Source organism: Pseudomonas rubra (assembly GCF_028656935.1).
In the GTDB taxonomy this organism is placed as follows: Bacteria; Pseudomonadota; Gammaproteobacteria; order Pseudomonadales; family Pseudomonadaceae; genus Aquipseudomonas; species Aquipseudomonas rubra.
This window is the reverse complement of the sequence record NZ_JAMDGZ010000002.1, coordinates 134,932-148,337: the sequence shown is the minus strand read 5'-3', so window position 1 is coordinate 148,337 and position 13,406 is coordinate 134,932. Positions and strand designations below refer to the sequence as shown.

Annotated in this window: 8 protein-coding genes; all 8 read right to left on the bottom strand. The window is 62.9% G+C overall.

The genetic code is table 11. From position 1 onward, the window contains the following. Positions 1–50: 50 nt before the first annotated feature. Genes M5G17_RS01445 through tssE form a run of 8 tightly spaced genes read right to left on the bottom strand, consistent with a single transcriptional unit; the run spans position 51 to position 13,376 of the window. Positions 51–509 (bottom strand): hypothetical protein, encoded by a 459-nt coding sequence (locus M5G17_RS01445; RefSeq protein WP_273891245.1) that lies wholly within the window; start codon positions 507–509, stop codon positions 51–53. Next, entirely contained in the window at positions 506–4,888 is a 4,383-nt protein-coding gene (locus tag M5G17_RS01440) for an RHS repeat-associated core domain-containing protein (RefSeq protein WP_273891244.1), read from the bottom strand. Before M5G17_RS01440 ends, M5G17_RS01445 begins: the two co-directional genes overlap by 4 nt. Positions 4,889–4,900: 12 nt before the next feature. Continuing rightward, the gene (locus tag M5G17_RS01435; RefSeq protein WP_273891243.1) at positions 4,901–5,335 is read right to left on the bottom strand and encodes a DcrB-related protein; all 435 of its coding nucleotides are present in this window, start codon (positions 5,333–5,335) and stop codon (positions 4,901–4,903) included. Positions 5,336–5,350: 15 nt separating this feature from the next. After that, positions 5,351–7,294 carry a type VI secretion system Vgr family protein gene (locus M5G17_RS01430; RefSeq protein ID WP_273891242.1) on the bottom strand — a complete coding sequence of 648 codons (1,944 nt, stop codon included), beginning with the start codon at positions 7,292–7,294 and terminating at the stop codon, positions 5,351–5,353. A gap of 23 nt (positions 7,295–7,317) precedes the next feature. Next, on the bottom strand, positions 7,318–9,996 hold the full coding sequence (gene tssH / locus M5G17_RS01425; RefSeq protein ID WP_273891241.1) for a type VI secretion system ATPase TssH: 2,679 nt from the start codon (positions 9,994–9,996) through the stop codon (positions 7,318–7,320). Further along, positions 9,989–11,041, bottom strand: coding sequence for a type VI secretion system baseplate subunit TssG (tssG, locus tag M5G17_RS01420; RefSeq protein WP_273891240.1), 1,053 nt, complete (start codon positions 11,039–11,041; stop codon positions 9,989–9,991). The genes tssH and tssG overlap by 8 nt, the downstream gene beginning before the upstream one ends. After that, positions 11,005–12,864, bottom strand: coding sequence for a type VI secretion system baseplate subunit TssF (gene tssF, locus M5G17_RS01415; protein WP_273891239.1), 1,860 nt, complete (start codon positions 12,862–12,864; stop codon positions 11,005–11,007). The genes tssG and tssF overlap by 37 nt, the downstream gene beginning before the upstream one ends. Next, positions 12,861–13,376, bottom strand: coding sequence for a type VI secretion system baseplate subunit TssE (gene tssE / locus M5G17_RS01410; RefSeq protein WP_130266720.1), 516 nt, complete (start codon positions 13,374–13,376; stop codon positions 12,861–12,863). Before tssE ends, tssF begins: the two co-directional genes overlap by 4 nt. Between the last annotated feature and the right edge of the window lie 30 nt (positions 13,377–13,406).

Below are 13,406 nucleotides of genomic sequence, written 5' to 3'. Positions count from 1 at the left end.
CGGCAGCGGCGAAGGAATTGGGCCGTTGTAGCGTTAGATAACCTCGAGGCTTACCGACTAATTTTGTCCAGGTTCCCCAAGGCATAGCTGCACGTCCCTTTGGCGCCAGGTTCAATCTTCTGCAGGTGGGTAAAAAATTGGCGGGCGTGTTCACTCATGACCCTGACAAACTCATCTGTATCGACTGTAACCGAGACCTCGCGGTGGCAATTGACACTCAGCTGCAGGCGACCCTTGCTGGGCGTCAGTTTGACTTCGATTGGCTGGTCAGGGAAGAAACAGCTGAATGCTTTACCCTCACTGACGTGCTGCAATCCTTCCGACAAGTAACTCCACAGGTCATCGACATAATCAAACATGCTCTTGTCGATCAGCGACGTACCATTGATGGAGAGAACCAGTGCGCCCTCAATGGAGTCTTGGCTATTGAACCCTCCTTCGTACTCGAAGAAGTCGATAAAGCGTTCACCCGTCTTTACATAAGTTTCAATTGTAATTCGATTTTTCATTTGGGATACAGTTGTCCTACTCTGCCGTTATTGAATCCGACCACATATTCTACGCCGTTCGAAGTGCCACTGATCTGGTACTTACCTACGGTGCCCTTGTTTGTCAGCACGCCTCGGTTTTGTTGCATGACATCGCGCACAACATTCGAAACATCTTTGATCGACAGTTTCGGGGACAGGAAACTTTGCCGCGCCTTTACAGAACCATCCCAGTATTTAGGGTGATGGCGCTCAAGAATATGCTTCATGCCACTCTTGTCAAGTTTGAACGTATTGCTGCCAAAGCGGAAACGTTTACCGCTAAACGCTTTAAGGTCATTAACTACTTTTGACGGGTTCGCGGACTTTCTCGGCGTGCCGCAACTGGTCAGGCCGAACGGGTCGAGCCAGGTAAAAGGATTGGGCGCGTAATAGTATAGGTTCAGCCCGCCTTCAAGCCCGATCGGATCGGGCTGGGTAAAACGCCCGATATCCGGATCATAGAAGCGAAACGTGTTGTAGTGCAGCCCGGTCTCGCGGTCCAGGTACTGGCCCTGGAACCTCAGGTTCTGCTCTTCGATGTACTGCGCTTCTCGCCTTTCCTCCAGGGTATTGCCCCAGACCTGGTAACGCGCCTGCCAGACAGTTTCGCCGCTGGTGTCGGTCAGTTGTTCGGGCAGGCCGTTGAGGTCGTTGTGGTAGTGGCGCACTTGCTGGTGCGCCCCGACACCGTCCACCCGGGCCAGCGGTTCATGGCTGTCTTCGACGTACAGGTACAGGCTGGTCTGGCTGTGCCGGTGTTCTTGCAACAGGCGCAGGCCGTCCCAGATGAAGCGGGTCTGGCCGAGCAGGTTGCCCTGGTCATCGTACTCACGCTTCTCGATACGCCGGCCCAACGGGTCGTAGCGCATGTTCAGCACACGCTCGCGACCGCCGTGCTGGCTGCGTACCTGGATCAGGCGATGCTCGGCGTCGTAGCTGAAGTGCTGGGTGCCGCGCCGGCTGCTGCGTTTTTCTATCAGGCGGCCAAAGGCGTCGTAGCGGTAGCGTTTGTCCTGATAGGTCAGCAGGCGGTTGTGGCGAACCAGGCCCACGCCGGCCTGGGTGCTGTCGAGCAAGTTGGCGGCGCCGTCGTAGGCGAAAGCTTCGCTTTGGCCGCGGCTGGCCTCTTGACTGGCCATGACTCGACCGCTGGCATCGTAGTGCAGTAACTGCTGATGCTGGCTGCCAGGTTGTTGCTGGAAGCGGTTGATCAGGTTGTCGGCCGGATCGAAGTCGAAGCGTTGCTGCACGGCGGCCGGCAGTTGCGGCGGTTGCTGGCCGGGGCGGCGCAGGCGCGAGCGCAAGCGGCCGCTGCGGTCGTACTCGCTGCGGGTGCTGATGCGGCCCTGGCTGCGCAGTACCTCACGGTGCAGGCGGTCGCGTTCGAAGTCGCTGATCAGCGTGCCGTCGAGGTTGATCTGGTGCAGGTGACCGCTGCCGTAGTACAGGCGGTTGAGCCAGCGGCCATCGGGCAGCTGGGTCTGGCTCAGGTTGCCGAGTTCGTCGTAGTGATGCTGTAGCACACCAGCGGCGCTATGTTCTTCCAGCAGTTGGCCAAGCGCGTCATAGGCGAAGGCCAGTTGTTCGGTTTCCCCGACCGTGTCGGTGAAGCTGATCGCCGTGAGCTGATCCTCGTCGTCATAGCGATACTGCGTGTGGCCATCGTCGGTCTGCTTGTTGATCAAGCGGCCAGCGGCATCGTGACTGAACTGGTGGATGATGGGCGGCAGGGCTGGGGCGTCCGCCGACGGTGCAGGGACAAACGCCAGGCGGCTGATACTGTCCAGCGCTCCGTAGGCATAGCGTTTGATGCTGCCGTCCAGATCCTGCTGCTCGATCAGACGATCGAGCAGGTCCCAGCTGAACCTGTAGCTTTCGCCGTTCTCGTTGCTCAGGGTTTGCAGGCGACCATAGGCGTCATAGCTGAACTGCACCAGCCGGCCATGGGGGTCGATACGTTGTTGGACCTGGCCGCGACGGTTGTAGCGGTAGCGGGTTGTGTGCCCGGCGGGGTCGGTATAGCTATTGAGCTGGCCATCGCGTTCAAGCTGGTAGTGCTCGCTGCGCCCGTCCGGCATTTGCGTGGCAAACAGCTTGCCTTGGGCATCGTACTGGTACTCGGTGCGCTCGCCGAGTGCGTCGGTAACGGCCTGCAGATGCCCGCGCCGGTCATAGCTCAGGCGGGTTGGATACCCTGAGCAATCGACCTGTTCAACCAGCAGGCCCTGCTCGTTCCAGCGCAGGTGCTTGTGCTTGCCCGCTGCATCGATAATCTCCACCACCTGGCCGCGTTCGTCATAGCGGTAGCGGGTAATGTTGCCCTGTGGGTCGGTCGTGCTGCTGCAGTTGCCACGCTGGTCGTAGCGGTAGCGCCAGCGATTGCCGGCCTTGTCGGTCTGTACCCGGGGCAGCGACCAGTGTTGCAGCCACAGGGTTGATTCGCTGCGGCCCAGCGGGTCGATGCTTTGGCTGAGGTTGCCGGACTCGTCGTAGTGGTATTGCCATTGCCCGCCTTGCGGGTCGGTAGCGGCCAGCAACTGGCGTTCGTCGTTCCACTGGAAGTGCCAGGTCTGGCCAAGGGCGTCGGTGTACTCGGTGATCTGGTACTGCGGATTCCAGTGACGGCTGCTGACCCGTTGCAAGCCGTCGGTGACCCGGGTGATACCCGCTTCGATGTCATAGTCGAAACGGTACTCGTCACCCTCGTCGGTCCAGTGCCGGGCCACGCGCCAGTCATCGGCAGTCCACAGCCACTCATAGAAACAGCGCAGGCCGCCTGGCAATTGGTGCTCGACCATGCGCCGGCCCTGGTCATAGGCGAAGCGCCGTTGCACCTGGTCATTGGCATCGCGTACTTCGGCAAGATCGCCCGCGTTGTCGTAGCTGTAGCTGGCCAGCCGCTCGCTCGAATCGTCGCTATAAAGGCGTTCGATCTGGCTGACCCGTCCCGGCCATTGGGCACTGTAGATCAGCTGTACACGGACCTGGTCGAAGGTGTCGCGCAGTGTGTACAGGCGGCCACTGGCGTCGTAGTCCAGGTAAAGGCGATTGTCGTTGCGGTCGCCCAACTGTGTCAGGCGCAGGCGCTGCGGGTTGCTCGGGGTAGGCTGGAACAGGCGGTAGAGGCCGTCGGCGCTTTCGATCAGGAGCTCGCCATTGAGGGCGCGGCGTACGCTCAGGCCTTCGCCAGCGCTGAACACCGCCTCACCCCGGGGGATGTCGCCCATGTCGATCACACGTGCCTGTTCGTCGGTGAACAGCAGGCGCTCGCCGCCTTCGGGGTGGGCCTCAATGGCCACGAAGACTTCGTAATCAACGCTCCAGCCAGCACCGAACAGGCCATCACGGCGCTCGTCACGGCTGTTGTAATAGCGCTGCCAGTCCAACGGGATCAGCCCTGGCAGGCTGAAGTCGAACTCTTCTTCACCACCGAGGATCTTCGCCCCGGTGGGCACATGTACCGGGTTGGGTGAGCCGGCGATGGCATTGGTTATTGCCCCGCTCACCTGGCTGGTGATCGCGCTGGCTATACCACCAATCGCCATGCAACCGAACTTGCTGTAGAACTTGCCGCCACGCCCGCGCAGCATCATCAACGCGGTAATCGCCAGGCCGATGCCCGGGGTCTTGCCGCTGCGAATCTCGCGGACCACGATCGAGCCGCCGCCAATGCGCACGTTGTTGGAGATCAGCCCGGCGTCGACGATCACTGCCTCGCAGGTGCTGCGATCACCACTGCGACAGGCCGGGTGGCCGTTGATGGTGACCTTGCTCGAGCCTTCGGCCAGGTACTGCGGCGGCATGGGCGGGTGCTTGCTGCAGAGGATCTTGTCGTCGTCGGCAGGCTCGGTGTTGGGCGCTGGGCTGGTGACCGTTGGCCGCCACATCTGCGAGAAAAAGCCCTTGGCCATGTCCAGGAAACTTTCTTCTTCCTCTTCGCCAGGCGGCTGAGCGGCATCACTGCCTGCGGGCGCTGCGGCTGCAACGATGACGCCAGCAGCGCGGGCGGCCGGCTTGCCATTGGTGTGGGTATTCTTCGAACCGGTGAGGATATTGGCCTGCACCGAGGGTGGGAACAGGGCGTTGCCGATGCCCTCGCATAAACTGCTCAAGCCTTTGTCGGCTCCGGTCTTGCTCATGGCCACGCCAACCACGATCCCGACCACTGCGCCAAGCACGAAACAGCCCAGGCCGCCGGTCACTACGGTCAGGCCCAGCGCTGCGGTCACCGCTGCGGTAGCGACGATGCCGATGGCGACGTTGGCCGCGACTTCCAGCACGCCGCTGACGATGTCGGCCATCATCGAGGTGTGCATCAGCGCATCGCCTTGGCGGGCGGCCCATAGAGCGTCAGACATGCAAGGTGCTCATCAGGCCGTGGCGTCGAAGTTCAGCGATTGCTTGATTGCCGCCCAGTGCGCAGCTTCTGCATCGCCCAGTGGCTGGCCCTTGACGTAACTCAGGGCGAACATCTTGCGGGTACCTGGCAGCACCAGGGCTAGCTGGTACTGGTAGACCTTTTCATTGCCCTTGCTGAACTGGCTACGCAGCTCGATACCCTCCACCGACTGATCGACGCCCAGGCGCACGGCCTGGCCGGGTTGAAAGCGCAGGTCCTTGACCTGCTGCTGCAGACGTTCGAGTTGGCCGTCGAAATTGCTCTGCAGGGTTTCGCCGTCAGCCAGCAGGCTGCGGCTGACGATCAGCGAAGTACCCAGCTCGGCAAAGCGCAGGATGTTGATCGTCGTGTCCTGCACCTGAGCGTCGGGCAAGGCAAACTGGAATTCGTTGAGGCGATAAGTCATGACGCAGGGATCTCGTTATTGGCTGGCTTTGGGCTTGGGGAAGATCGCTTCCACGGCACCATCGATGGTGCCTTTGACGCCTTGCCCGTCCGCTGTGGCGCCGGGGGCGCCGCCGATGTTCAGGTCAAGGGTGCCGCCGGTGTTGAACTGGGCGTTGCCTTCGGCGTTGAGGTTGAACTGCACGCCGGTGAGGTTGATCTGGCCGCTGGCGTTGAGCTCAAGCACGCTTTTGCCGCAGACCAGGCGCAGGTTCTCGCCGACCTCGATCAGGTAGCTGCGGCTGATGCTGTCGGTCTTGGTCGAACCCACCAGCAGGATGTCATCGCGCTTGACCGCGCGAATGCGGTCTTCGCCGATGGTCGCCACCTCGCTGAAGTCCACCACCTTGTTGCGGTTGTGCCCTACCCAGTGGCTCTCGTCGTTCTCGACGGCGATGTCCTGGTTGCGCTCTGCATGGATGTACAGCTGCTCGGCGCCCTTCTTGTCTTCCATGCGAATTTCGTTGAAGTTCGCAGGCGTGCCGCCCTTGCTCGAACGGCTTTTCATCCCGCTCTGGGTGGCATTGGCCGGCAGGTCGTAAGGCACGGTCTGCTCGGCGTTGTACACCCGCCCGGTGATGATCGGGCGGTCCGGGTCACCTTCCAGAAAGCTGACAATCACTTCCTGGCCGATACGCGGGATCTGCATCGAGCCCCAGTTCTTGCCGGCCCAGGCCTGGGATACGCGAATCCAGCACGAGCTGTTTTCGTTGGACTGGTCATGACGGTCCCAGTAGAAGTGCACCTTGACCCGACCATACTGGTCGGTCCAGATCTCTTCACCGGCCGGGCCGACCACGATTGCCGTCTGCGGGCCCCTGACCTGGGGGCGCAGGGTACTGGCCAGGGGGCGAAAGCTTTGCTGCCCGTCGATGCAACTGAGGTTGCTTTCGAACTGGGCGTTGCCGCCACCGCCGCCGGTTTCCAGGCGCTCCTGGACAATGTAGTAACGGGCGCCGACGATCAGGTATTCGCGGTTCTGGTCCTGGCGGCTGAAGCCGCTCATGCTGAACAGGTTGCCTGCCGCGAGGCCCCGGGCGTTGCCGCGCAGTTCGATGCGTTCATGCAGGCTTTGCAGCGCCTCGATGCGGGTGCGGGCGTAGTGCTCGCCGTCCTCGCTCTGCACGTAGGTGCCGGGGTAGTCGTACAGCGGATAATCGCCTGCGGTGTGCGGCCGCGGCATTTGTGAGCGCACGTCGATGCGTGCGCTGGGGCGCTGGAAGTCGTAGTCGTTGAGCTCCAGCGAGCCGGATTGCACCTCCTGGGCCAGGTGCCAGTCGTTGAGGTGATCACGCTCGCGGTGCTGGCCATCGGGCGGAAAGTACGGCACCGACTCGTAACCGGGCACCACCTGGTGGGCGCCATAGGCATCGGCCAGGACCAGCACGTGGCGGTCCTTTTCATGGCGGAAGTAGTAGTAGATACCTTCCTGCTCCATCAGCCGGCTGACGAAGTCGAAGCTGGTTTCGCGGTACTGCACGCAGTATTCCCACTCGCGGTAAGGCCGGCTGAGGCTGTCTTCGAAGTCGGAAAACCCCAGGTCGCGAAACACCTGCTTGATGATCTGCGGGATGGTCTGGTTCTGGAAGATGCGGCAGTCGGTCGTCTTGCTCAGCAACCACAGCCACGGCCGCAAGGTCACCCGGTAACTGGCGAACTGGCCGCGGTCGATGCTCTGGCTGCAGCGCGAAACGATGCCATGAAAGTACCGCGAACGGCCCAGGCCCAGCTCCAGGCTCAAGCTCATGGGCTTGCCCAGCAGTTGGTTGAGGTCGATTGCCGAGTTGTCCGAGGTCAGCTGCAATTCGTAATCGAACAGCCGCCCCAGCTCTTCGCCGCCGCCCATTTCCGCCAGGATCAGCGCATCCGGGCCCAGGGGGCTGTTGATCTGCGCCAGTCGGGTGAATTGCTTGAATAGCATCGTCTATCTCGTTGAACTCGCCATCACGGCGCGTCGCTGAAGTGGTAGTGCAGGTCGTTGTCGCGGCGGCTGATGCGCACCCCAGTCAGGGCTTTGCCTTCGAGCATGCGGGTGAGGAACTCGCGGCTCATGTCCGGCAGCAGGCTGTTGGTCAGGATCGCGTCAATCATCCGCCCGCCGCTTTCGGTCTCGCTGCAGCGCGAGACGATCAGCTCGACCACCTCGTCGTCGTAATCGAAAGCGACCTTGTGGGTGCCTTGCACGCGCTTGCGGATGCGTTCGAGCTGCAGGCGGGTAATGGCCTTGAGCATGTCGTCGCTGAGCGGGTAGTAGGGGATGGTCACCAGGCGTCCGAGCAACGCTGGCGGGAAGATCTCCAGCAACGGTTGGCGCAGGGCAGTGGCGATGGCCTCGGGTTGCGGAATGTTGTGCGGATCCTTGCACACCTGGGAAATCAGCTCGGTACCGGCGTTGGTGGTGAGCAGGATCAGGGTGTTCTTGAAGTCGATAACCCGGCCTTCGCCGTCTTCCATGACGCCCTTGTCGAACACCTGGAAGAAGATTTCGTGCACGTCCGGGTGGGCTTTTTCCACCTCGTCCAGTAGCACCACGCTGTAGGGCTTGCGTCGCACCGCCTCGGTCAGCACGCCACCTTCGCCGTAGCCGACATAGCCAGGCGGGGCGCCCTTGAGGGTCGAGACGGTATGGGCTTCCTGGAACTCGCTCATGTTGATGGTGATGACGTTCTGCTCACCGCCGTACATGGCTTCGGCCAGGGCCAGGGCGGTTTCGGTCTTGCCCACCCCGGAGGTGCCAGCAAGCATGAACACACCGATTGGCTTGTTGGGGTTGTCGAGGCCGGCGCGCGAAGTCTGGATGCGCTTGGCGATCATCTGCAGGGCATGGTCCTGGCCAATGATGCGCTTGGCCAGGTGCTGGTCGAGCTTGAGCACGGTTTCCAGCTCGTTGCGGGCCATGCGCCCAACCGGAATGCCGGTCCAGTCGGCAACCACCGAGGCCACCGCCTGGTAGTCGACGGTCGGCAGGATCAGCGGGCTTTCACCTTGCAGGTCGCTCAGGCGTTGCTGCAGGTCGAGCAGTGTTTCGCGCAGCTCATGGCTTTGTGCGCTGCCTGTATCGCGGTCGACTTCGCCGACGTTTTCGCGCAACTGCGCGCGGGTGGCCAGCAGTTCGTCGACCAGGGTTTTCTCTTCGGCCCAGCGGCTTTCCAGTTCGAGCAGGCGCTCGCGCTCGGCAGCCAGCAGGGTGTGCGCCTGTTGCTGGCGGTTGCCGATGGCGATACCGATCGCCTGTTCCCGGGCGATGATCTGCAGCTCGGTGTCCAGCGCCTCGATACGTCGGCGGCTGTCGTCCACTTCTGCCGGTACGGCGTGCAGGCTGATGGCGACGCGGGCGCAAGCGGTGTCGAGCAGGCTGACGGACTTGTCCGGCAACTGCCGTGCAGGAATGTAGCGGTGGGAAAGCTTGACCGAGGCTTCCAGGGCTTCATCGAGGATCTGCACCTGATGGTGCTGTTCCATGGTCGAGGCCACGCCACGCATCATCAGCAGGGCTTTGTCTTCGCTCGGTTCGGCAACTTGCACCACCTGGAAGCGGCGGGTCAGGGCCGGGTCTTTCTCGATGTGTTTCTTGTACTCGGCCCAGGTGGTGGCGGCCACAGTGCGCAGGCTGCCGCGAGCCAGGGCTGGCTTGAGCAGGTTGGCGGCATCACCGGTGCCAGCTGCGCCGCCGGCACCGACCAGGGTATGGGCCTCGTCGATGAACAGGATGATCGGTTTCGGCGAGGCCTGCACGTCTTCGATGACCTGGCGCAGGCGCTGTTCGAACTCGCCTTTCATGCTCGCCCCGGCCTGCAGCAGGCCGACGTCCAGGCTGCGCAGTTCGACGTCCTTGAGCGATGGCGGGACATCGCCGGCAACGATCCGCAGGGCAAAGCCTTCGACCACCGCGGTTTTACCTACCCCGGCCTCGCCGGTGAGGATCGGATTGTTCTGCCGGCGGCGCATGAGGATATCCACCAGTTGGCGGATCTCTTCATCGCGGCCGACAATCGGATCAAGCTTGCCGCTGCGTGCTTGTTCAGTGAGGTCGACGGTAAAGCGCTTGAGCGCTTCCTGCTTGCCCAGGGCGCTGGGGGCCATGGCGCCGCTGGCTTCGCCCGGCACGGCGCCGGCATTGAAACCGTCGCTGGCGCCCAGGGCGTTTTCTGGCGAATCGCCGACGTACTCATCAAAGCGCTCGCTGAGGGCTTCGACCTTGATCTTGGCGAACTCCGACGACAGGCTGAGCAAGGCATTGCGCAGGCTCGGGGTCTTGAGGATGCCCAGCACCAGGTGGCCGGTGCGCACCTGGCTTTCGCCGAACATCAGGCTGCCGTATACCCAGCCACGCTCCACCGCCTCTTCGACGTGGGACGACAGGTCGGTGATCGAGGTCGAGCCGCGCGGCAGGCGGTCCAGGGCATCGGTCAGTTCGCGGGCCAGGCGCGCCGGCTCAAGGTTGAACTGGCGGATGATGCGGTGCAGGTCCGAATCCTGTAGTTGCAACAGTTGATGGAACCAGTGGGCCAGTTCCACATAGGGGTTGCCCCGCAACTTGCAGAACACCGTGGCGGCTTCGATGGCCTTGTAAGCGACGCTGTTGAGCTTGCCGAACAGCGCGGCGCGGCTGATTTCACCCATGTTCCGGACTCCTTGTGGATTGCGATGCGCTTGTCTGCTCGGCGTAGTACCGAGCCAGTGTCAGGTCGCGGGCATCGTGTTGCGGGCGGCCGAGCCAGGTATCGAAACCCAGGCGCCGGCCAGTGTTGAGTTGCAGGGCGGGAATTTCGTCCTGTTGCAGAATCAGCTGCAGGTCCCAGTCCAGCTCATGCCCCTGGTGCTCGGCGACCCAGGCCACCAGTTCGGCAAAGGCAGCGCCGTCGGGCAACAGCGACAGGTACTGGTCCAGGCTCAGCGGCCCCAGGCAGATGCGAAATTTGTGCTGGCGGTCCCAGACGTGGCTGCCCAGGCACAGGTCCACCCCCAACTGGTTGGCGCTCGCGCCCAGGCGGCTGCGCTCGGGCAACTGCAACCATTGGCCGACATATTCCTCGATGCTCACCGGCACGCCGAAGTACGTCCCGAGAATGCCGCGCAAGCCATCGGGGTAGCGGGTCTGGGCTGAGAGGTGGCCGCTGTAGTGCAGTTTGGCGTTGTCCGGCAACGGTCCCTGATCGCGTAGCGCCGGGGTGCCGCGCCCACTCAGGGCGGCCAGGCGAGCAGCCCAGTAGTCCTCATCGGGACGGTCATGGCTGACGGTCGGCCGTGCCTCGGCCCAGGCGCGATAGAACAGGCTCAACAGGCGATGGTGAAACACATCGAGAAAGCGTTTGCTGGTGCTGTCGGCGTTGTTGCGCTGGCGCTCGCGCATGTATTCGGTCAGGTGCAAAGGCAACGGGCCGTTGGGGCCGCCCAGGCCGAAGAAAAACTGCTCCAGGCGCGCCGGGCCCTGATCGCTGGCCGGTGTCAGCGCCGCCAGGGTCGCCGGTGCAAACGCACAATCGAGCTGCTGGCCAAGGCGAACAGGGTCATCGACCAGGCGCAGCGAATGGCCGAAGCGTGGCAACTGCGGCGATTGGCACTCAAGCCGGCGCAGGGCCTGGAAGAAATCATGCTTCCAGGGCGCGGCCTGCATCTGGCTCAAGATATTCACAGGGTCGGACGGCGTCCGGGCTTGGCTTTCCATCGCATGATCTCGCCGCGTTCGGTGGTACGGAGCACCGTTTCGGTAAAGCTGTTGATCGACACGTAACGTGCCAGGAAACGCTCGAACACCGCACCCAGCAGGAACACGCCGGTGCCGCGGAAGGCGTTCTCATCGAACTCCAGGGTGATTTCCAGGCCACGGCCAAAGACGATCGGCCCGGGCATCGGCAGGCGTCGTGTGCACGCCTTGCTGCTGACCTCGCGCAGGCCGTCGATCTGCAACTGCAGGGCGGCGTCATGGCTGTCGCCATACAGGCGCAACAGCTCACGCAAGGCGGCCGGGCCCTGGCCCTGTTCGGTCAGCGACAGGTAGTTCAGCGACAGTTGGCTGATCAGGCGCCATGCCTTGTTGTCATGGGCGTGGCTGGCGCGCGGCCGGCTCGGCCCGGCCAGGCAGCGAATGGCCGCTACCGGCGCGCTGTCGGCCAGGGTGAAATCGCTGCGGCCGTCGCCAACGTTCATGAACAGCGGCAAGTCGCGGTTGGTGCACAGGGCGCTGACGCCCAACTGGCGCAGGTCGTGGCGATGGGGAGCCTGCTGGCCATCGACCAGGCTGATGAAGGTTTCGCTGCCCATGTAGGTCGAGCGGGTGCCGTTACGGCGTTGCTCGCTGGACAGCATGCGCGGCTCACGGCGGACGATGTAGTAAGCCTGGTCACGACCATAGCGCGAGGGGTCGCGCACCGCATAGAAGGGCAGGAAGCTTTGGTCGGGGCCGGTGCCGTGGCCGGTCACGCTGCTCAGCGAATGGATTTCGAAGTCGGTCGGCCGGGTGCGGTCGGCGATCACATGGTGTTCGTTGACCCGCTCGCTCAGGTGAATACGGTCGACCCGACGCGGGAACAGGTTGATCGCCGGGGTACAGAAGGGCACGAACTGCTCGGCACCGACGCTGCCTTCCAGGGTATGGTCGTAGCGCTCGAACAGTACGATCAGTTCCAGCTCCTGACCGTCGCAGCGTTTCACTGCGCGATCGAGCTCGGCGAATTCGACGAACAGGAAGCGCTGCGGCAGGGCAAAGTATTCCTGCAGCAGGCGGTAACCCTGAAACGCCTGCGGGACTACCGGCAGCGCCGCTTCGCGGTCATCGAAGCCATAGGGGCGCAAGGCTGACAGCGGAATGCGCTCGACCCAGTCGCGACCCGGCTGACGGGCGAACACCGCGCAAGCGTTGCCCAGCAGCTGCTCGTACAGGCGGAACGGCAGTTCATCGGCACCGTTCAGGTACAGCGGCAGGCTACTCAGGCCAAGGCTGTTGAATGCCAGCTCAGCGCCGGTACGCAAGGTGATACGCAACCCGGCGCGAGCTTTCGGCTCGCTGGCGGCAAGGCGCCCGAGGCTGGCTGCGGGGTTGCCGAAGTATTCGGCCTGGGCGACTTGCAGTGGCCACAAGGTAACCGGATGCGCGCTGCGAAATTCGCACGGTGTTTGTGAGTCACGGCCAAGGGTGGCGCGCAGCACAGTGCCACGCGGCAGGGTGAAACCGGCACTGAGCGAGCCTTCGTCCGGGTCGGCCTGCATCTGCACCACGGTCATCGATGGCGTCGGTGCCAGGTAGTGCGGGTAGGCGATTTCCAGCAGGTTGTGGGTGAAGGTCGGGTACTCGGCATCGAGCTTGAGCTGGACCCTGGCTGTCAGGTAGGCAAAACCTTCGAGCAGGCGCTCGACATAAGGGTCGGCGCAGTCGATGCCGGACAGGGTCAGGCGCCCGGCGATCTTCGGGTATTCCCGGGCAAATTCTGCCGCGCTTTCGCGGATGTGCTGCAGTTCCTGGTTATACAGCTCGAGCAGGCGCGGGTTCATGAACGTCTCCGGCGCTCGGCAGGGGCAACCCGGACATGCCCGGATTCCAGGTCAAGGTCCGTGCGCAGCAACAATGGCAGCGCCGCCGGCTGGGCCCAGAGGTCGCCTTCGATCTCGAAGCTCAGGGCATTGTTGTTCATTTCCCCCGCCGCGACCTGGGCGCGAACTCGCAGACTGTTGCGCAGGATGCGTGGCTCGAAGGTGGCGATGACCTGGTAAATGATGCTCTCCAGTGCACTGATATCGATGTTCGAGGCGCTGTTACCCGCCAGTGCCGGCAGCCCGTAATTGACCACCGAGGTGCCTGCCGGGGTGTTCAGCGTGGTGGCGGCATCGAGCAGCGATGTGGTGTTGAGCAGCCAGGTGAGGTCGCGCAGTACCGAGGCCTTCAGCTGGTTCAGCGACAGCACGCGTTTGTCATTGGCTTCTTGCAGGTTGCCGGGCTCATCGTCGGTCAGACGATCGAGCAGCGAAGGCTGCAGGCGGTCACGTGCAGCGATTTCGGCTACCAAGGGGCGGCTCCGGTGGCGGGGTTCGGGATT